Origin of the sequence: Labrenzia sp. THAF35, from assembly GCF_009363595.1 — a bacterium.
GTDB classification, from domain to species: Bacteria; Pseudomonadota; Alphaproteobacteria; order Rhizobiales; family Stappiaceae; genus Roseibium; species Roseibium algicola.
Genome location: NZ_CP045380.1, coordinates 2,262,972 through 2,281,946, shown reverse-complemented (window position 1 = coordinate 2,281,946; position 18,975 = coordinate 2,262,972). Strand labels below are relative to the sequence as shown.

16 protein-coding genes, 1 tRNA gene and 1 riboswitch are annotated in these 18,975 nt (G+C 59.5%); of the genes, 6 read left to right on the top strand and 11 right to left on the bottom strand.

Annotation, left to right across the window (positions count from 1 at the left end):
- Positions 1–45 precede the first annotated feature (45 nt).
- On the bottom strand, positions 46–381 hold the full coding sequence (locus FIU93_RS10505; protein ID WP_208984764.1) for a hypothetical protein: 336 nt from the start codon (positions 379–381) through the stop codon (positions 46–48).
- 273 nt (positions 382–654) lie between these two features.
- On the opposite strand from FIU93_RS10505, the gene FIU93_RS10500 reads away from it, so the two are divergent.
- The 3 genes from FIU93_RS10500 (at position 655) to FIU93_RS10490 (ending at position 3,641) form a co-directional block, all read left to right on the top strand.
- Positions 655–1,260, top strand: coding sequence for a DUF1134 domain-containing protein (locus FIU93_RS10500; RefSeq protein ID WP_023003415.1), 606 nt, complete (start codon positions 655–657; stop codon positions 1,258–1,260).
- A gap of 139 nt (positions 1,261–1,399) precedes the next feature.
- Positions 1,400–2,710 (top strand): hypothetical protein, encoded by a 1,311-nt coding sequence (locus FIU93_RS10495; RefSeq protein WP_209010331.1) that lies wholly within the window; start codon positions 1,400–1,402, stop codon positions 2,708–2,710.
- A 148-nt stretch (positions 2,711–2,858) separates the two neighbouring features.
- Positions 2,859–3,641, top strand: coding sequence for a DeoR/GlpR family DNA-binding transcription regulator (locus tag FIU93_RS10490; protein ID WP_031270508.1), 783 nt, complete (start codon positions 2,859–2,861; stop codon positions 3,639–3,641).
- Positions 3,642–3,732: 91 nt separating this feature from the next.
- On the opposite strand, the gene FIU93_RS10485 is transcribed toward FIU93_RS10490, so the two are convergent.
- Both FIU93_RS10485 and FIU93_RS10480 read right to left on the bottom strand, forming a co-directional pair.
- Positions 3,733–3,808: transfer RNA gene (locus FIU93_RS10485), tRNA-Glu, on the bottom strand.
- 135 nt (positions 3,809–3,943) lie between these two features.
- Complete coding sequence (locus tag FIU93_RS10480) at positions 3,944–4,300, bottom strand: hypothetical protein (protein ID WP_152505528.1); 357 nt, start codon at positions 4,298–4,300, stop codon at positions 3,944–3,946.
- Here FIU93_RS10480 and FIU93_RS10475 point away from each other — a divergent pair.
- Both FIU93_RS10475 and rpoH read left to right on the top strand, forming a co-directional pair.
- Positions 4,299–5,324: an RluA family pseudouridine synthase gene (locus FIU93_RS10475; RefSeq protein ID WP_075284841.1), complete on the top strand. Its 1,026-nt coding sequence runs from the start codon at positions 4,299–4,301 to the stop codon at positions 5,322–5,324. The two genes, FIU93_RS10480 and FIU93_RS10475, sit on opposite strands and share 2 nt — an antisense overlap.
- 177 nt (positions 5,325–5,501) lie before the next feature.
- Positions 5,502–6,386, top strand: coding sequence for an RNA polymerase sigma factor RpoH (rpoH, locus tag FIU93_RS10470; RefSeq protein WP_023003423.1), 885 nt, complete (start codon positions 5,502–5,504; stop codon positions 6,384–6,386).
- Positions 6,387–6,690: 304 nt separating this feature from the next.
- On the opposite strand, the gene FIU93_RS10465 is transcribed toward rpoH, so the two are convergent.
- The 5 genes from FIU93_RS10465 to FIU93_RS10445 form a co-directional block, all read right to left on the bottom strand.
- On the bottom strand, positions 6,691–7,632 hold the full coding sequence (locus FIU93_RS10465; RefSeq protein WP_152505527.1) for an ABC transporter substrate-binding protein: 942 nt from the start codon (positions 7,630–7,632) through the stop codon (positions 6,691–6,693).
- 22 nt (positions 7,633–7,654) lie between these two features.
- Positions 7,655–8,500, bottom strand: a complete 846-nt coding sequence (locus tag FIU93_RS10460) for an ABC transporter permease (protein WP_353621964.1) — start codon at positions 8,498–8,500, stop codon at positions 7,655–7,657.
- Positions 8,501–8,557: 57 nt separating this feature from the next.
- Positions 8,558–8,664: riboswitch (TPP riboswitch) on the bottom strand.
- An 81-nt stretch (positions 8,665–8,745) separates the two neighbouring features.
- A complete protein-coding gene (locus tag FIU93_RS10455; RefSeq protein WP_152505526.1) occupies positions 8,746–10,518 on the bottom strand; it encodes a hypothetical protein in 1,773 nt (590 codons plus the stop codon).
- Between the two features lie 264 nt (positions 10,519–10,782).
- Positions 10,783–12,075 (bottom strand): adenylosuccinate synthase, encoded by a 1,293-nt coding sequence (locus tag FIU93_RS10450; RefSeq protein ID WP_023003427.1) that lies wholly within the window; start codon positions 12,073–12,075, stop codon positions 10,783–10,785.
- 283 nt (positions 12,076–12,358) lie between these two features.
- The gene (locus FIU93_RS10445; protein WP_077291776.1) at positions 12,359–13,630 is read right to left on the bottom strand and encodes an MFS transporter; all 1,272 of its coding nucleotides are present in this window, start codon (positions 13,628–13,630) and stop codon (positions 12,359–12,361) included.
- A gap of 317 nt (positions 13,631–13,947) precedes the next feature.
- On the opposite strand from FIU93_RS10445, the gene FIU93_RS10440 reads away from it, so the two are divergent.
- Positions 13,948–14,844: a DMT family transporter gene (locus tag FIU93_RS10440; protein ID WP_075284533.1), complete on the top strand. Its 897-nt coding sequence runs from the start codon at positions 13,948–13,950 to the stop codon at positions 14,842–14,844.
- 158 nt (positions 14,845–15,002) lie between these two features.
- Here FIU93_RS10440 and serA read toward each other — a convergent pair whose 3' ends face one another.
- The 3 genes from serA to FIU93_RS10425 all read right to left on the bottom strand — a co-directional run bounded on the left by serA (position 15,003) and on the right by FIU93_RS10425 (position 18,918).
- Positions 15,003–16,589: a phosphoglycerate dehydrogenase gene (gene serA / locus FIU93_RS10435; RefSeq protein WP_023003430.1), complete on the bottom strand. Its 1,587-nt coding sequence runs from the start codon at positions 16,587–16,589 to the stop codon at positions 15,003–15,005.
- Between the two features lie 78 nt (positions 16,590–16,667).
- Positions 16,668–17,846, bottom strand: a complete 1,179-nt coding sequence (locus FIU93_RS10430; protein WP_152505525.1) for a phosphoserine transaminase — start codon at positions 17,844–17,846, stop codon at positions 16,668–16,670.
- A 274-nt stretch (positions 17,847–18,120) separates the two neighbouring features.
- Complete coding sequence (locus FIU93_RS10425; RefSeq protein WP_168692129.1) at positions 18,121–18,918, bottom strand: outer membrane protein; 798 nt, start codon at positions 18,916–18,918, stop codon at positions 18,121–18,123.
- Positions 18,919–18,975 lie beyond the last annotated feature (57 nt).

Below are 18,975 nucleotides of genomic sequence, written 5' to 3'. Positions count from 1 at the left end.
ATCCGCCTTTTCCGGCGTCCGGGAGCAGTTTAACCGGGTAACCACCTACCGCATCGGCACGCAGCCGACCCGTTCGGCATTGTCTTGGGCCGCCGTCATCAGCTGGCTGCCGTTGACGACGAACAGGAACCGGTTGACCACCGAATGGAAAAAGACCAGTCGTCCGTCGACAATGGCGTAGATGAACGGATTGCCGGCCGTGCCAAAGCCCTCGGACAGCGCATACCCGCCGCAGGCGGCAAAAAGCGGTGCATAGGCTTCAGGATCCCGCTTGAAGGCGGCAAGATTGCCTTCATTGACGAAGATCCATTCCGTGCCACCCCATTTGTGCACATGGTTCCGCTTTCCCTTGCGCGGGTAACCATCGACGAAATAGCTCACCGGATCATGTCCGCCGAGCGCGTATCCCGTGATCGGATCGGGAACGAAAACCTGGGGACGCGCGAAGACTTTCCCCGCAAAAAGACAGGAGAGCAGGATCAATACAGCACAAAGACATAACCTTGTCTTTTTTTGAGGCCAGCTTTCCATTGATTCGGCTTATGTAAGGTGCACCATCTCATGCGAATCAGCATGATATTGCATCAGTTTAACATTGCGGTCTGACCGAGCGGCAACAATCGGCGCGGCCAACAGATTTTGGGAGAATATCGAATGGCACAAAGTTCCCGGCGAGTTGTATCCCTGATATCGGCTGCGTTCCTGGCCTTGTGTGCATTTGCGTTTTCCAACCCGGCGTACTCCCAGAATTCCGGCAACGAGCCCATTCCGTCTGGACAAACCTACGACCAGGACGAAATCCTGCAGGCAGGCCACCAGTTCTTCGGCTCTGTTTCGGGTGGGCTTGCATCAGTCGTCGAGAAGGCCTTTTCCAGCTACGGCGAACCGAACGGTTACGTGCTCGGGGAAGAAGGCTCCGGAGCGCTTATCGCCGGCGCGCGCTATGGCGAAGGCAACCTCTACACACGCAACGCCGGCACTCACAAGCTGTTCTGGCAAGGCCCGTCCGTGGGCTGGGACTTTGGCGCGGATGGTGCCCGGGTGATGATGCTGGTCTATAACCTGCCCACCGTGAACTCCCTCTACACCCGCTTTGCCGGTGTCAACGGATCGGCCTACCTGGTCGGCGGGGTCGGCATGACCGTGCTCTTGAACAACGAAATCGTGCTGGTGCCTGTGCGCGCCGGTGTCGGCGCCCGTCTCGGGCTGAACATGGGATACCTGAAGTTCACCGACAAGCCGACCTGGAACCCGTTCTGATCGGACCAGGAAGGCGGCTGTCGCAACCTGGCGACGAAGACGGGTTGCATTCGTTCCACGCAGGACACTTGGCGGCAGGCCTACTGTCGTCTAATGATGGAGTTGTGGGCGTTTTTTAGAACGTAACCGGGAGCCGGACTTGATTGAAGCAGCGATGTATGTGGCGCTGGGGTTTTGCACCGCCGGCCTGATCGGACTGGCAATCCTGCCCGCATTTTACCGCCGGGCCGCCCGACTGACCGAAGAAGCCCTGCGTGCCGTCAATCCGACCAGTTACGCTGAAGTCCGCGCTGCACAGGACCAGGAACGTGCGCGCCATGCGGTAGAATTGCGCCGTGTCGAGAAGCGTCTCGACAACGAGCGTGAGAAGGCCGCGAAGTTTCAGCTCGAAACCACGCGGATGCGGGCGGAAGTTGAAGCGCTGACGAAATCTCACAAGGAAACGATTTCCGGCCTGGAAGCCAAAGTCGCCGCCCAGGCAAGTGATCAGCACGCTGTCGACATGCTGTCGTCCGAAGTGACCTCCCTGAAAAAGAAGCTGTCGGAAGCCGAACGGGCTCTTGCGGAAAGCTGGACAAAAGGCCACGAAGACACGCCTGCCGAGGCGAAGCCGGAAGAACCCGCAGAAGACGACAGCGGCTGGCTGCCGGCGTCCGGCACCATGGCACTTGCCACAATCACCGGACTTGAAGCGGAAGTTGCCACTTTGAAGGCCAAGCTGGCCCGGTATGAGCCGACAGTTGCAGGCCAGATGGATGCTGCGCGCAGCGAAACCGCCAAGACAAGGCTCGCCGAACTGGAAGCCCAATTGGTCGACACGGAATCCAACTATGTGTCCGCACAGGCTGAAGTCACCCGTCTGTCGCTGATGCTGGACGCAGCCAGGCTTCCTGAAAACGAGCGCCAGAAACATCTTGATGCCGAGCTGGAAAAGCTTTCCGGCGAAGCCGCCCGCTACCAGGCCGACGCTGCTGAAAAAGACCGTGCGCTTCAGCGGATCACCGCCCAGATGGCAAAGCTGCAGAAGGACCTGTCTTCGGTTCCTGCTCTCGTGGATCTGCGCCGCGATTTCCGCGCCCTTGCCGAAAAGCTGACCGGTCAGGCGTCTCCAGCCGTCAATGCTTCTGCCGCAGGCGCTCCCGCAAAGCCGGCACCGCCTTTCGTCCCGGTTTCTCTTCAGACCAAGGACAGCCCGCCGGAAGATCGCAACCGGCCTGAGGCATCCTCCAAGGAAAATCTGCAGGCAGACGCGGACCAGGGCACGACACAAGCTCAATCAAGATCCGGCGATATCGCCAACGCGGCTGAAGCGCTGGTGAGCAGGATCGTTGCCTCCAGCCGGAACAAGCCAAAGTCGGAGGCGGAAACAACGCCGGCAAGCACCGGCGCCGCGCAAGACAGCGACCGGAAAACGAAAGCCACGAAACAAAAAAAGAAAGATGTGGCTTGATCTGAGCAGGTCGCTCCGGTCATCTAGTCCGATGGACATTCGTCCGAATATTGAACGAACCTGACGCGCTGTTGCTCTTCGCCCGCATTTCCGTTTGCAGATGCAGGAACGCAGCCAGCCCGTCATGCACAGGATGAGTCTGCCGTATATGTTGATCGAACGCCACAACGCCATTCTCGAACTCGCACGGCAGATGGGCCGCGTCAGCGTCGACGATCTCGCCCGGCGGTTTGATGTCAGCCCGCAGACAATCCGCAAGGACCTCAACGAGCTTTGCGACCGGCGCCTGCTGGCGCGCACCCATGGCGGGGCCCTGCTGTCGTCCGGCATCGAAAATGTCGGCTACGAGGCCCGCAGGATCATCTCCAGCAGGGAAAAGGCAGACATCGGCGAGAAGGTTGCCTCGCTCATTCCCGACAACGCGTCCATCTTCATCAACATCGGCACCACCACGGAAGCCGTCGCACAGGCGCTGCTCCAGCATCGCGGTCTGATGGTGATCACCAACAACATCAACGTCGCCAGCCTGATGCGCGGCTATTCCCAGATCGAGGTGGTGATTGCCGGTGGCGTGTTGCGCCATTCCGACGGCGGCATTGTCGGCGAGGCCGCGGTGGACTTCATGCGCCAGTTCAAGGTCGATTTTGCCGTCATCGGCGCTTCCGCGATCGATCCCGACGGCTCCCTGCTCGATTACGACTACCGGGAAGTGAAAGTCACCAAGACCATCATGGACAACGCCAGGCACGTCATTCTGGCAGCCGACAGCACCAAGTTCGAGCGCACTGCACCGGTCCGTGTCGGACACCTGCGACAGGTCACTACTTTCGTGACGGATTATTGCCCCTCGCCAGACTTCGCGCAGATCGCGCAAGACGCAGAAGTCGAGCTGATCGAGACCGGCCAGCAGGAAGACAGCACTGCCAGCTGATCGAACACAGCACTCCGTGTAACCGGTGCACAAACGGGTGGAGAACCCTGTGCGCAGGATGTGGATATACTGTTTGTGCCTTGGGGAAAAATGGCACGCCCAACGGGACTCGAACCCGTGTTTCCGCCGTGAAAGGGCGGCGTCCTAGACCGCTAGACGATGGGCGCGCGGGGCTTGAGAAGCTCAGTGCCTCAAGCCGAGGACCGTGCGTATACGGCTGCATGACAAAAGACGCAAGCCCTAATTTTCATTTTTCTGTCACATGCCTGTTCATAACCGCGCGCCGTATGCGCGACGCTACGTCAGCGCGCGACAAAATTCGTGCGGCCCAGTTGCTTGCCCGTGACAGGATCGAAGCGCAGCAGCGCCGTCTTGCTGCCTTCGCGCACCAGAACCAGCAAGAGACCGTTCGAAAGGTCGGCCTGCAAAATTTCCGCGTCAGCGCCAACTGCCACTGTTGCGGCATATTGATCGGCTGAAACATCAGACTTATTGGAGTTGATCTTGTAGAGAATTGCTGCAAAGACAGCGATAAAGCCGGCGATCATGACGAGGGACGAGCCGAGCAACAAACGCTTCAGCTTGGCCTGGATGCGTTCGGCCGCAGGATCAAGCGGCTTTTCACCCGGCCCCTCATCCCGATAATCAGGTTGTGACATGACAGACAATTCCCTCGAGTATCCGGCCGGTCTGGACCAGGATTTCAGTTTAACAGTTGATGCAGCCGATGCCGGGAAACGGCTGGATGCGGTGCTGGCGGCTCATCTGGAAGCCCTTAGCCGCAACAGGATCCAGTCCCTGATCAAGTCCGGGGACGTCACCGTCGGCGGCGCGAAAATAGTGGAGCCGAAATACCGGGTCAATGAAGGCGATGCCCTGACCCTCACTTTGCCGCAGGCGGAAGACCCGGAGCCCAAGGGCGAGGACATCCCCGTCTCGGTCGTCTTTGAGGACGAACACCTCATCGTGGTCGACAAACCGGCGGGGCTTGTCGTCCATCCTGGCGCCGGCAACTGGACCGGCACCCTCGTCAATGCACTCATCCATCATTGCGGTGACAGCCTTTCCGGCATCGGCGGCGTGAAGCGCCCCGGCATCGTTCACCGGATCGACAAGGACACCTCCGGACTGCTTGTCGTCGCCAAGACCGACCAGGCCCACAAGGGCCTTGCAGCCCAGTTTGCCGACCACGGCCGCACCGGACCGCTGGAACGCGCCTATTCGGCTCTGGTCTGGGGAGCACCCTCCGGCCTGAAAGGCACGATCAACGCCAATCTGGCCCGCTCACAGGCAAACCGTCAGAAGATTGCCGTCGTCAAGACTTCCGGTCGCCACGCCATCACCCACTGGCAGGTGAAGGAGCGCTTCGGCAATGCCGAACAGCCTGCGCTCGCCTCGCTGCTGGAATGCCGCCTTGAAACCGGACGCACACACCAGATCCGCGTGCACATGGCTCATATCGGTCATCCGCTGATCGGTGACGACGATTACGGGTCGGGCTTCAAGACCAAGGCAAACAGGCTCGATGAGCCGCTCAAAAGCCTCGTGAACGGTTTTCACAGGCAAGCCCTGCATGCCGGCCTGCTGGCTTTCGAACACCCGGCAAATGGTAAAACCTTGCGCTTTGAGAGCCCTTACCCGGATGATTTCGCAAATCTTTTGTCCGGATTACAAAAATTTTAGGATGCGTTTTCGTTTTCTGACCATGCAATCGACCAATTTGGACCTATATTAGAAGCTTCTGTGTGCCTGTACGGACACTATTGTGCGTCCGCCTTCCCTCAAAAATGGCTTGCTTGCGTATCACTGCGGGGCAGCGGGAGGAAGGGGTCGCAAACTTGACGAAAGGGGGTGCATGTTATGGCCCAGAACGTTCCGACGCTTACAGCAGGGGAAGGCGGTCTCAGCCGATATCTGGACGAGATCCGCAAGTTTCCAATGCTTCAGCCGCAGGAAGAGTACATGCTCGCCAAGCGCTACAAAGAGCATGAAGACCCTGAAGCTGCAGAACGCCTAGTCAATTCCCATCTACGCCTCGTCGCCAAGATTGCCATGGGTTACCGCGGGTATGGTCTGCCGATCGGAGAAGTCGTTTCCGAAGGCAACGTCGGCCTGATGCAAGCGGTCAAGCGCTTTGAACCGGACAAGGGGTTCCGGCTCGCGACCTATGCCATGTGGTGGATCAAGGCGGCTATCCAGGAATACATCCTGCGCTCATGGTCCCTCGTGAAAATGGGGACCACGGCCAACCAGAAACGCCTGTTCTTCAATCTGCGTCGCCTCAAGGGCAAGATCCAGGCGCTGGACGAAGGCGATCTGAAGCCGCATCAGGTCTCTGAGATTGCCACCAAACTCGGGGTGTCCGAGGAGGAAGTGGTGTCCATGAACCGCCGTCTGGGCGGCGATGCCAGCCTGAATGCGCCCGTGCGCGCGGAAGCTGATGCCGGTGAATGGCAGGACTGGCTTGTCGATGAAAGCGACAGTCAGGAAACCCTGCTTGCCAATCAGGAAGAGCTGGACATGCGTCGCAAGATGCTGAACGACGCGATGGACGTGCTCAACGAGCGTGAACGGCGCATCTTTGAAGCACGTCGCCTGGCCGAAGACCCGATGACGCTGGAAGACCTTTCGGGCGAATTCGGTGTCAGCCGCGAGCGCGTCCGCCAGATCGAGGTTCGCGCTTTCGAAAAGGTTCAAAAAGCCGTGCGCAACAGCGCCCGGACAATGGACCAGCCCGCCGCCTGAGATAGCCGAACCTGGAAAAAACAGAAAAAGCGCTGGAGCCCAGGCTCCAGCGCTTTTCTTTTTGCTTGAAAGTCCTTCCCGGTGTCATCCCGGACGCAACGCAGCGAAGATCCGGGATCGGAGAGCCCGGAAGCCATCGCCTGAAAACCACAGACAATCACAGAGACTTCCGCCTCCCCGGCCCCGGCTCGCGCTACGCTTGGCCGGGGTGACGACGGAGAGAGGGAGCCTCTTTGCCGGTGGTCAGAAGCGCTGGAGACTGGCTCCAGCGCCGTCTTGTCCCTGGCAACGTTCCTTCAACCCCTCAGCGGATTTCGGCTGTGTAGCTCTCCACCGGCACGACCTTGCTGATCAGACCGGCTTCGGCCATGAATTCCGCAAAGCGCTGGTAGCGGCCTTCATCAAGTGCAGCCGGACGCTTGGCGAACCGCGGCAACGTATCGAACCATGCCCGCCTGTTCAGCTCGTCATTGAGGTTCGGATACGCTTCTATGAAGGCATTCCAGGCTTCTTCCGGGTGATTGCTCAGATAGATCGTGGCCGCTTCCACGGCTGCCAGGAACTTGGCGAAGCGTGGATCGTCCGTCTTGTCCTTGTTGACGACATAGATCAGCTCATCAAAGATCGGCACACCGTTTTCTTCCGGGAAGAAAGCCTTGCCGGGTTTGCCTTCGATTTCGAGCTGGGTGAGCTCGAAATTGCGATATGCGCCGATCACCGCATCCACCTGACCGGCAAGCAGAGAGCCTGACAACGCGAAATTGACGTTCACCAGCTCGACATCATCCATGGTCAAACCGGCCGAACGCAGCATCTGGCCCAGCATCGCGTCCTCGAAGCCGGACACGGAAAAACCGACACTCTTCCCCTTGAGGTCCTTCAGTTCCTGTATCGGGCCGTCCTTGAGCACAATGAGCGAATTGAGGGGCGTCTCCACCAGCGTACCGATCCATTTCAGCGGCAGCTCTTCCTCGATTTGCGCATGAAGCGTCGGCTGATAGGACACCGCGATATCGCCCTGCCCGGCAGCAACCAGTTTCGGCGGCATCGCCGGGTCCGCCGGTTCGATGATCTCAACCTCGAGGCCTTCTGCCTCGAAGAAACCCATGTTCTGCGCAGTTACAAGCGGCGCGTGATCCGGATTGATGAACCAGTCGAGCAGCAAGGTCAGTTTCTCACTGGCCTGTACCGGCCCCGATGCCAGCAGCCCGGCCGCCAATGCGAGTGACAGGATTTGTTTTTTCATGAGGTCCTCCGTAGAGCGGCAGCTAGGTGAGCGGCTGCCAGGGAACAAGAAGTCGGGTGAGATGGTTCACGGCAAAGCGCATGATCAGCACCATCGCCGCGAGCAGGATCAGGGCGGCGAACATCATGTCCGCCTGCATCCGGTTGCTGCTTTGAAGCATGATGAAGGCCAGGCCTCCTTTTGCCCCGGCCCATTCGCCAATGATCGCCCCCATGGGAGCGAACACCGCGGCCACCCGCAGGCCGGAGGCAAACGCCGGCAAGCCTGACGGCAGGCGAAAGAACCAGAGTTCCTTCAGGCGAGACAGACGATAAAGCCGGGCGAGATCGCACAAACCCGGGTCAAGCCGCTGCAGGCCATCGAAAAACGTCGATGTGACCGTGAAGAAGATGACCAGGATGATGACGACGATCTTGGAGGCCAGCCCGAAACCGAGCCAGAGCACCAGGATCGGCGCGATTGCGAAAACAGGCAGGGCCTGCGTCACCAGAATGGGCGGCATGGCAAATCTTGCAGCAATCGGAAACAGCCACAAAAGAACGGAAAGCAATGCCCCGGCGGCTGCCCCCAGCACAAACCCGAGCACCGTCTCATAGGCGGTGATGCCGGCATGATGCAGAAGGAAGCCTGCGTGTTTGACAAAGGCCGTAAAGACGCGGTCCGGACCCGGCATGATATAATGCTGGGTGTCAAACACATGGACGATTGCCGCCCAGATAACGACAGTCAGCAGGAGGCCGAGTATGGTCCTGGCAACAGCTTTCACAAACGCCATCATCCCGCAGCCTCCGCCGCCATTGGCCAACAGGAACGCATGAAAGCCGATACCGGCATTCGGATGTGCGGCGACCGCAGTGGTCGCAGACAAGTACGCATAGGATCTCCCGTCTTCGGACAAGCCGAAAATGACAATGGAGATCCGGGAATAGGCTAAGGATTCCGTCCCTTCGCCGGCATGACCCGGATCAGGTTCTAAGGGTTCGGCATTACGCCATCTCAGCTCCGGTAACCGGAACACCCCTCGGACCAAGGCGGACCATGCCTTGTGTGACGAAAAAAGGCAAGCCGCCGTGAGGCGGCTTCTTCAGATTTTGAAAGGAGGCAGGCTGGCGCTTAGCCGGCTTGCCAAGACGTGATCGCCTTTTCAACGGCATCTGCACCGGCGGTTCCCTTTTCCAGGGTCAAGATGCCGCGCTTGCCGTTTTCGTAAAGCATCGGAATGTCAATCCAGCCGCGTTCACGCAGCAGGGCGAGATTGCGTTGCTGCTCGTTCGGCAAGCTTGAAAGGGCAATCCAGAAAAAGCCCGGAGACACTTTCACGGAAGCGCCGATCAGCGCATCGCCACGAGCTTCTTCCGTAGGCTTCATGACCAGGCCTGGCACGTTGACGACGTCACCCGGAGCGAAGTTTTCCGGGAACTCGTACTTGATCTCGACCAGATGGCTGGCGGGCAAGGAAGTATCGTCATTCGGCTTGATGCGAATGTCGACCTTCACATCCCGCTCGGGGATTTCAATGGAGGCGCTCAGAACCGCGAGAGCCTTGCCGTCCAGATTCGTTTCTTCATCGACACCCCAAACGACAGCGCCTTGCGCAGCCGTTCCGGCACCACCGGACTCTTCCCCTTCTTCGTAAAGGATGGAGCGCTGCACCGAGGAATCCGCATCCGTAGCGGACGGAGCCGGTGAAGTTTCGTCTGGCGAAATGGCCGAGAGATTGTCTTCCGGCACCGCAATCGGGCTTTCGGTGGTCGCAGAAGACTGATCGTTTTCTCCACTCGTCACGATGGACGGCTGGGAAGGTTCGGGCGCAGCGGAAGCTGGTGTATCGACCTGCGGTGTATCGGCCGGCGCAGGCGAATCAGACTGTCCGGTAATCGTCGTCGTGGTTACCGTACGTGCATCCGGGGCAACCACATCGGTCTCGCCTTCGTTCAACAGGCGGTCGGTGTTTTTCGAAGGCTCTTCACCTTCTCCGACAGGGGCAGCGGTCGAAGGCTCCGGCGTGGTGTCCGGCTGCGTATCGACAGGCGTTTGCGAAGAAGACGCGACCGGCACGTTGCCGCTATCGGCTGTCTCATCGCCCGCAGGCATCAGGAAATAGGCTCCGGCGCCCAGGAGCACCAGCAACAGGACACCCGCAGCAATCACGATCGGAACGGTGCGGCTGCCGGATGAATCACCACGCAGCGCATCCGAAGCACTCGGCTTGGCGCGCTTGGAGCGGCTTTTCTTGGAGGCCGACTTGTCCTTCGGCTTGGCTGTTTCCTCGCCTGGATAAGCCTGATCGGCGGGATCGGCCGCACCGGTGGTATCCGCAGGCTCGAATAGGCCATCATCTGTCTGTTCCGGCTGCACAGGTCCGCCGAAAGAGGGCTCCTGGCGCACAGGCGCAGCGCCCGGGTCGGCAGCTTCCTTGGCGTGGTGAACAGCCTGGCTGGCCGCGGTGCCAAGCGCTTCGGCCTGTGTCAGGGTTTCCTTCAAGGGCGACGGAGCCGGGGTATCCACCACCGGTGCTGCAGTTGTTTCAGGTTCCTGTGGTGCAGGCGCAGGCGCTTCCGGCGCAGCCTCTGCCACCGGCTCAGCCGGAGGCGGTGTCACGGGCGGCGCGGAAACCTGCGGCGCCGGGGTCGGCGTTTCGACCTTCGGAACAGTGGGGCTGAGACCGAGGCTTTCGCGGGCGGCTTCGGCTTCCACCTTGCGAATGGCTTCTTCCAGACGCAGCTGCTCGGCCGTGATCTCGGACGGCGCCAGCGGCGGCTCATAGGCTTTCAGCTGATTGACGATGGCATTGCGCGCACGGCTGTAAACGCTTCTGCGTGCAGCACCATTGTTTTCAGGTAAAGACGCGATCGTTTTCTTCAGAATTGAATAGTAATCAGCCATCTTCCTGCCTACCGGCCGACTGCAAGGATCTGTTCTGCGGGCCCGAGATTTCGTTTCATTCTCAGGCTTATAGCAAGTTTTTCGAAAACCGGTGCTATTTCTTCAATAACTTCGCCGCGACAGAGAACCTCGCAGTACCCTTTTCCTAACACAGATTGTTTGTTCGGCACACACATGGAACGCCGAAAACGAAAGGTGGTTGCGTGCGGTGATTCGCAGCACGCAACCGCAGTCCTTAATAATGTGCTTCTAACGTCACAGATCTCAATCCTGGAAGGGATTCTGCACAAGAATTGTGTCGTCCCGTTCCGGACTTGTCGACAGAAGAGCGACCGGAGCACCGATCAGTTCTTCGACGTGACGCACATATTTGATCGCCTGCGCCGGCAGATCGGCCCAGGTGCGAGCACCTTCGGTCGATTCCTTCCAGCCCGGCAGGCTTTCGTAAATCGGCTTCACGCGCTCCTGGGCACCCTGCGAAGCCGGCAGATAATCGATGCGCTCACCATCCAGTTCGTAGCCGATGCAGATCTTGATTTCATCAAGACCGTCCAGAACATCCAGCTTGGTCAGCGCGATGCCGGTGATGCCCGAGGTGCAGACGGTCTGGCGCACCAGCACAGCGTCAAACCACCCGCAGCGGCGGCGGCGGCCGGTAACCGTACCGAACTCGTGACCGCGCGTACCGAGGAACTCGCCGATCTCGTCCTTCAGTTCGGTCGGGAACGGGCCCTCGCCGACGCGTGTCGTATAGGCCTTGGTAATACCGAGCACATAGTTGATCGAATTCGGGCCAAGGCCACTGCCTGCCGCAGCCTGGCCGGCGACCGTGTTGGACGACGTCACGAAGGGATAGGTGCCGTGGTCGATGTCGAGCAACGCGCCCTGTGCACCTTCGAAAAGGATACGCTTGCCCTGACGGCGCAGATCGTCCAGCAGGTACCAGACCTTGTCCATGTAGGGCAGGACCTTGTCCGCAACGCTGGCGAGTTCGTCGTAGATCGCCTGTGCGGAAACCTCATCCTGGCCAAGACCCCGGCGCAGCGCATTGTGGTGCGTCAGCAAGCGGTCGATCTTGGCTGGCAGAGTGGCAAGATTCTTCAGGTCCATCAAACGGATAGCGCGGCGGCCAACCTTGTCTTCATACGCCGGTCCGATACCGCGCTTGGTGGTGCCGATGCGCGTTCCGGTGTTGGAATTCTCGCGCAACGCATCAAGCTCGCGGTGCAGAGACAGGATCAGCGTTGCGTTCTCGGCAACACGCAGGCTTTCCGGCGTCACCACGACGCCCTGCTTGCTGAGGCGTTCGACTTCCTCTGCCAGCGCATGCGGATCCAGCACGACGCCGTTGCCGATGACGGACAGCTTGCCTTCGCGTGCAACCCCGGACGGCAGGAGAGACAGCTTGTAGCTGACACCGTCGATGACAAGGGTATGACCGGCATTGTGCCCGCCCTGGAACCTTACGATGACATCGGCTTGTTCCGACAACCAGTCGACAATCTTGCCTTTGCCTTCGTCACCCCATTGCGAACCGACAACAACCACATTCGCCATCTAGACTTTGCTCTCCTGAAGCAGCTTCCGCACCATCCAAAACTTGTCCGGGGTGCCAACACGACAAGCCCCGGCAACCGGACCGGGGCAAACGGCGCGGACTATAGACAGGTTTCCCTGCTCATGCGAGTCTCCGCAGGGAGATTGAGAGCCAAAAGCAGGTTTTTTTGCCAGCTCTCCTGATCGGCCCGGTCACCCCTGTGACAATTGACCAGTCATGACGTGCACCTGAACGGACTTTTCCCGGATTAGACTGCATTTGCGGCAATGTCGCGACGGCAGATTATTTAGCCGGTGGCTCACCTGCATCCGGCTTGTCGTTGCGCGCAAGCCTGAAAATCATCGGCGACGTGCGCAGCAGCCAGACAAAGCGATGCCGCTTGCTTGCGGGAACAGCGTCCCGGCTGACGATCCGCGCGAAGATGAACACAACGAGCGACAGGTGCAGTGTGGCGGTATAGAGGAAGAAGGCCGAGGGGCCGAATTGCTCCATCACCAGTGAGGCAATGAACGGCCCCGCCATGGCGCCGACGCCATAGGCAAGCGTGAGCCCCGCCACCACATCGATGAATTGCCCCGGCTCGGCATTGTCGTTGGCGTGGGCCGCACAAAGGGAATAGAGCGGCAGGGCAAATCCGCCAAACAGGAAGACGCCTGCAAAAAGCTCCAGCCGGGTCGAAGACCCCGAAATGAAGAGACAGGCTAGCCCGGCACCGACGGTAAAGACACCGAGCACGACACGCCGGTCGAGCCGGTCGGACAGCCAGCCTGCGGGATACTGGAAGATTGCCCCGGCAAAGACCCAGATCGCGATGAACGCGGCAACCGTTTCAAGCCCCAGTCCAATTCCTTCCGCATAAACCGGGCCAACCATGCGGAACGCACCGTTTGTGAGGCCAATGGTGAAGACGGCGACAAGGGCGACCGGAGACACGCGCCACAACATGAGCGGATCGAAGAACCGCGCGGGCGGCGCTGCGGGATTGCGCTCACTTGTCAGGGAGATCGGCACCAGCGCGAAACAGAACAGGATGGCCAGAACGATCAGAATATCCGGACCAAGCGGACCGAACGCGGGCAGCATGAACTGGCTGCCCATGACGGCGATCATGTCGACTATCCGGTAGACGGAAAGGATCCGCCCGCGGGACGAATTGGTGGCGATGGAATTGAGCCAGCTTTCCAGAACCATCGTCGTGCCGCAAAAAGCAGCCCCGCTCACCAGACGCACGACCATCCAGAGCCAGCCGGCAGGTGTGAAGGCAATCGCCAGAATGGCGATGGCGCTGATTGCAGCCAGCGTGGAAAAAACGCGAATGTGCCCTGCCCGCGCGATCAGAAACGGTGTCAGCAGCACACCGACGATCATGCCGCCGAAATAGCACGACCCCAGCAACCCGATGAGCGCATCGGACATGCCTTCCGATTTGGCACGCACCGAAATCATTGTCACGGAAAGTCCGTTCGCACCCAGGAGGCAAGCGGCGGCAACCAGCAACGGTGTCAAACGTCCGGCAAGCGATCTGGAATCCGCTGCGGGGGCAACCTGGGTCATGAATGAAGAACTCTTCCGAGCAGCCGAAGAAAACGCGGCTTCGATACTGTTGCCGGAGTGAACCGACTGCGCAAGCCCAGGACCGACGCTTGCACAGACAAAACGGACAGGCCGCCTCAATTCGTCGTCGAAAGCAGGAAGGCAGCCCGGACAATGCCTACCTTCACCTCACCGGTTTTGGCGGCCCGACGAACAAGGGGCGCCCCAAAGCATCACGCCCCATCCCCACAAGCGACCAGTCCTCTACTCGCGTTTCGGGTGTTCTTCCTTCCGGTGGGGTGATACCTGAGAGACATCACTCAATCAGAGATCGTGCAATGCCACTTCGTAACTGGATCATGCTGACCATCCTTGGCGCCATCTGGGGCGGTTCCTTTTTGTTCGCAAAGGTGGCCGTTGCCGAAATCCCACCGTTTGTTCTCGTATTCCTGCGTGTTTCCATTGCCTGCACGGTCCTGCTGATGATCCTTTGGCATCGTGGCATGTTGAACCGGCTGGAGAAAAAATATGCCGTGCCGTTTCTGGTCATGGGACTGCTGAACAACGCCATTCCCTTCTCTCTCCTGTTTCTCGGACAGACAGAAATCGGTGCGGGCCTCGCATCCATCCTGAATGCGACGACGCCTGTCTTCACGGTGATCGTGGCTGGTCTGTTGACGAAACAGGAAACGCTTCAGGGCAACAGGATTGCCGGTGTGGTGCTGGGTGTTGCAGGGGTCGCCATCATGTTGTGGAGCAGCCTGTCGGGCCTTGCGAGCGACCCGTTGTGGGCACAACTTTGCTGCCTGGGCGCCGCGATCTCCTATGCCTGCGCGGCGACCTTCGCCCGCCGCTTCAAGACGCTGCCGCCGCAAGTGACGGCAACGGGTCAGTTGCTCGGCTCGACCACCCTCATGCTGCCGGTCGCTCTTCTGACTGCCGGTAACTGGACCATGGCCGATCCCAGCCTGACGGCCTGGCTCAATGTGCTTGCGCTCGGCGTATTGGCAACCGCCCTTGCCTACCTGATCTATTTCCAGATTCTGGCGGAAGCCGGCGCGACCAACGCTTCGCTGGTCACGCTCCTTGTCCCGGCAAGCGCTCTCTTCTTCGGCTGGCTGATCCTGGGAGAAAATCTGGGTGTGCTTCAGCTTGGCGGATTTGCCGTGCTGCTGGCAGGCCTCGTCGTTCTTGACGGACGCATCCTCAAAAAGCGCCGCGCGCCGGCAGTCTGATCGGTTCGGGAAAAAAGGAGCCTTCTGCAAAAGGCAGAAGGCTCAAGCGCCAGGAACTTGGGCTGCACCTGACGTACATCCGGAAGGCGCGATTAGGGGCACGCACCCTTTTTGACCGGATAGCGGATCAGCGGGCGTTCCGTCGAACGCCAGCCATTCTAGAAATGCAGGGCCTTGACCTGCTTGACGTGGGAAACGGCCTCCAGCCGTGCCAGAACCTCCGGAGACACGTCGCCATCCACCTCCACAAGGCAGATCGCATCGTCGCCGGGGGCCAGACGGCCGAGATGGAAGGTCGCGATGTTGACGCCGCTGTTGCCGAGTTCCATCCCGAGGTGTCCGATGAAGCCCGGCTTGTCCTCGTTGGTGATGTAAAGCATCTGCGGGCCGAGCTCGGCCTCCATATTGATGCCCTTCACCTGGATGATCCGCGGTTTTCCGTCGGCAAAGACTGTGCCTGCGACCGAACGTTCCTGACGCTGGGTGATCACCGTAAGGCGCATGTAGGTCTCGTAGGCGCCGTCTTTTTCGCGGCGGATTTCCTCGATCTTCATGCCCCGTTCCTTGGCAAGGATGGGCGCGGAAACCATGTTGACCGTCTGCAGGAGCGGCGTCAGCAACCCCGTCAACGCAGCTGCAGTCAGCGCCTGCACGTTCATCTCGGCAACGGCACCGGCATATTCCAGGCGAACCCCTTCGATGCCGGTCTCCGTCAGCTGCCCCGCGAAAGAGCCCAACTGTTCGGCCAACCGCACGAACGGCACCAGCTTGGGTGCTTCCTCGGCAGTAATGGACGGCATGTTGAGCGCGTTGCGGACTGCGCCCTGTAGCAGGTAGTCGCACATCTGCTCTGCCACTTGCAGCGCGACGTTTTCCTGGGCTTCCGTGGTGGAAGCACCCAGGTGCGGCGTCGAGACGAAGTTCGGCGCGCCGAACAGCAGGTTTTCCTTGGCAGGTTCCTCGACAAAGACGTCGAACGCCGCCCCGCCGAGTTTGCCCGCGTCCAGGGCCGCCCGCACTGCCGCCTCATCCGCAAGCCCGCCTCGGGCACAGTTGATCAGATACGCCCCCTTGCGCATCTTCTCGATGGCCTTGGCATCGATGATGTTGCGCGTCTTGTCGGTGAGCGGTGTGTGCAGGGTGATGAAGTCGGACCGGCACAAGAGGCCGTCAAGCTCGACTTTCTCGACACCTAGCGCAACGGCCCTTTCCGGCGTCAGGAAGGGATCGAAGGCGATCACTTTCATCTTCAGGCCGATGGCCCGGTCCGCCACGATAGAGCCGATATTGCCGCAACCGATCAACCCGAGCGTCTTGCCGGTAAGTTCACGGCCCATGAAACGGGATTTCTCCCACTTGCCTGCCTGGGTCGAGGCATCCGCCGCCGGGATCTGGCGCGCAACCGCCATCATCATCGAGATGGCATGTTCGGCAGTGGTGATCGCGTTGCCGAAGGGCGTGTTCATGACGATGATACCGCGCGCGGTCGCCTTGGGAATGTCGACATTGTCGACGCCGATCCCGGCACGGCCGATCACCTTCAGATTTTCAGCCGCTGCGATAATTTTTTCCGTAACCTTGGTGGCCGAACGGATTGCCAGACCATCGTATTTGCCGATGATCTCCAGCAGTTTTTCCTTGTCCTTGCCGACGTCCGGCAGGAAGTCCACGTCGATGCCGCGATCCTTGAAGATCTGCACGGCAGCGTCCGACAGCTTGTCGGAAATCAGTACCTTGGGAGCCATTGGAGCCTCTCCTTGAATACGAGAAACGATCCGGGCAGCGCACCGCCCGGGACTGTTGTCGTTGAAGGATGAACAGGCTCAGGCGGCCTGGGGCAGCTTCGCTTTTTCCGACTGGAATGCCCAGTCAAGCCAATGGGTCAAGGCCTGAAGATCGCTCGTCTCGACGGTCGCGCCAGCCCAGATCCGAAGACCGGACGGTGCATCGCGGTAAGCGCCGATGTCATAGGCGATGCCTTCAGCGTCGAGCGTACCGGCAAGAGCCTTGGCAAAGGCGGCCTGCTGGTCTGCAGTGAGCGAAAGAATGCCCGGATCCGTGACCTTGAGGCAGACGGACGTGTTCGACCGCGTTGCCGGGTCAACTGCAAGAAAATCGACCCAGGAGGTCTTTTCCGCCCAGTCGGCAAGCACCTTGAGGTTCGCATCAGCGCGTGCACGCAGGCCAGACAGCCCACCCAGACCGTCGGCCCACTTGAGGGCGTCGATATAGTCTTCGACACAGAGCATGGACGGCGTGTTGATGGTCTCGCCCTTGAAGATGCCCTCGATCAGCTTGCCGCCCTTGGTCATGCGGAAGATCTTCGGCATCGGCCAGGCCGGCGTATAGCTTTCGAGGCGCTCGACCGCGCGCGGGCTGAGGATAAGCATGCCATGTGCAGCTTCCCCGCCCAGCACTTTCTGCCAGGAGAATGTCACGACGTCGAGTTTTTCGAACGCAAGGTCCTGCGCAAATGCGGCGGAGGTCGCATCGCAGATGGTCAGGCCTTCGCGGTCGGCCGGGATCCAGTCGCCGTTGGGAACACGGACGCCGGAAGTGGTGCCGTTCCAGGTGAAAACAACGTCCTTGGAGAAATCGACCGAGGCAAGATCCGGCAGTTCGCCGTAAGGCGCTTCCAGGACCCGGGCATCATCGAGCTTGAGCTGTTTGATGACGTCGGTAACCCAGCCGGAGCCGAAGCTTTCCCAGGCAAGCATTTCGACGCCACGTGCACCGAGCAGCGACCAGAGCGCCATCTCGACAGCGCCGGTGTCGGACGCCGGGACGATACCGATCCGATATCCGTCCGGCACGTTCAGCACCTTGCGGGTCAACTCGATGGCTTCGGCAAGTTTGGCCTTGCCGGGCTTGGCGCGGTGAGACCGCCCGAGCGGCGCATCGCCCAAAGCCTCAAGCGACCAGCCGGGACGCTTGGCACAAGGACCAGAAGAAAAATTGGGATTGGCCGGACGCACGTCCGGCTTGGCGGTGAGGTCTGTCATATCTGTCTACCCTCGCAGATAGTTGCCTCTCGTTGGGGAGAGGTGGCCCACCTATGGGGATAGGACCTTACTGACCTTTGGTCAATTCAAATCACGGGTGAACGGATAAATTCGGTCACACCCATCGCCGTCCGGAGGTGTTCTCTCAGACAAGCCAACCGCACCTGAAATCAGGATTGCTTCGCTTGGCTCAAGAGGACTCAAGGGAATGTGTGGTCGCAAACAGGAAAAGGCCGGTCGATTGACCGGCCTTTCAAATTCGCTGATCGGAAGATCAGAAGTTGCTGGTGATCGGACCCTGCGGCTCGTAGTAGACCGGGCCGGCTGGGGCTGAGAACGTGTTGAAGGTGTAGCGCGCACCGAGGCGGAACTCGTGAGCTTGCAGATCTTTGTATTCGATCCGTGTGTTCTGGCCGGCTGTCGAGAACTTGGCGGAATGTGCATCCCCAATATTCAGATAGCGATAACCTGCATCCAGAGCCAGATTTGGCGTGATGTCATAGGCAGCACCAGCCATCAGGGCCCACGCGAAGTTCCACTTGCTGTCCCCTTCGTAGGTTCCAGCTACACCGTTCGGATTTACAAAATTGATGTTGCTGGTGGTTACGTAAGACGCACCAACACCTGCACCAACATAAGGCGTGATCCGGTTCCAGGTACCAATGTCAACATAGCCGTTCAGCATGAACGTCCAGACATCGATATCTGCCTTCTCGACGGAATATCCAGGCGAACCACAAAGGTTACAGGGACCCTTTGATTTCGCCTCAGCCGGGAATTCATAGTCAATCGTGAAGTCGGTACGGAAGTGGTTGTTGAACTTGTAGCCAACACCAGCACCCATCATGAAGGTGCCTTCCATATCTTCGTCGTAAAAGTCCAAGGTGCCGTATTTGATATCCGGTGCCTGATAGATCTTGTAGCCAATATCGCCACGCAGATACCAACCGCCAGCAGCCGGGACTTCCGGGATGTGCTCGATGACCGGGGTTGGCAAATCCGCGGCATATGCAGCAGTGGAAAGCGCAACAGCAAAGCCGGTCAAAGACAAACGCTTAAAGAAATTGTCCATGTCCTCGTCCTTTTCCAGTGAGCGTCCGCGTTAACCAATGCCGGACACATCAAACTT

Bases quoted from the DNA above. Each gene is read 5' to 3' on its own strand.
- FIU93_RS10445 (WP_077291776.1), bottom strand. From the start codon at position 13,630: ATGACCCAGGTTGCCCCCGCAGCGGATTCCAGATCGCTTGCCGGACGT.
- FIU93_RS10465 (WP_152505527.1), bottom strand. From the start codon at position 7,632: ATGAAAAAACAAATCCTGTCACTCGCATTGGCGGCCGGGCTGCTGGCA.
- FIU93_RS10475 (WP_075284841.1), top strand. From the start codon at position 4,299: ATGACAGACAATTCCCTCGAGTATCCGGCCGGTCTGGACCAGGATTTC.
- FIU93_RS10480 (WP_152505528.1), bottom strand. From the start codon at position 4,300: ATGTCACAACCTGATTATCGGGATGAGGGGCCGGGTGAAAAGCCGCTT.
- FIU93_RS10440 (WP_075284533.1), top strand. From the start codon at position 13,948: ATGCCACTTCGTAACTGGATCATGCTGACCATCCTTGGCGCCATCTGG.
- FIU93_RS10500 (WP_023003415.1), top strand. From the start codon at position 655: ATGGCACAAAGTTCCCGGCGAGTTGTATCCCTGATATCGGCTGCGTTC.
- FIU93_RS10455 (WP_152505526.1), bottom strand. From the start codon at position 10,518: ATGGCTGATTACTATTCAATTCTGAAGAAAACGATCGCGTCTTTACCT.
- FIU93_RS10425 (WP_168692129.1), bottom strand. From the start codon at position 18,918: ATGGACAATTTCTTTAAGCGTTTGTCTTTGACCGGCTTTGCTGTTGCG.
- FIU93_RS10490 (WP_031270508.1), top strand. From the start codon at position 2,859: ATGTTGATCGAACGCCACAACGCCATTCTCGAACTCGCACGGCAGATG.
- serA (WP_023003430.1), bottom strand. From the start codon at position 16,589: ATGGCTCCCAAGGTACTGATTTCCGACAAGCTGTCGGACGCTGCCGTG.
- rpoH (WP_023003423.1), top strand. From the start codon at position 5,502: ATGGCCCAGAACGTTCCGACGCTTACAGCAGGGGAAGGCGGTCTCAGC.
- FIU93_RS10450 (WP_023003427.1), bottom strand. From the start codon at position 12,075: ATGGCGAATGTGGTTGTTGTCGGTTCGCAATGGGGTGACGAAGGCAAA.
- FIU93_RS10430 (WP_152505525.1), bottom strand. From the start codon at position 17,846: ATGACAGACCTCACCGCCAAGCCGGACGTGCGTCCGGCCAATCCCAAT.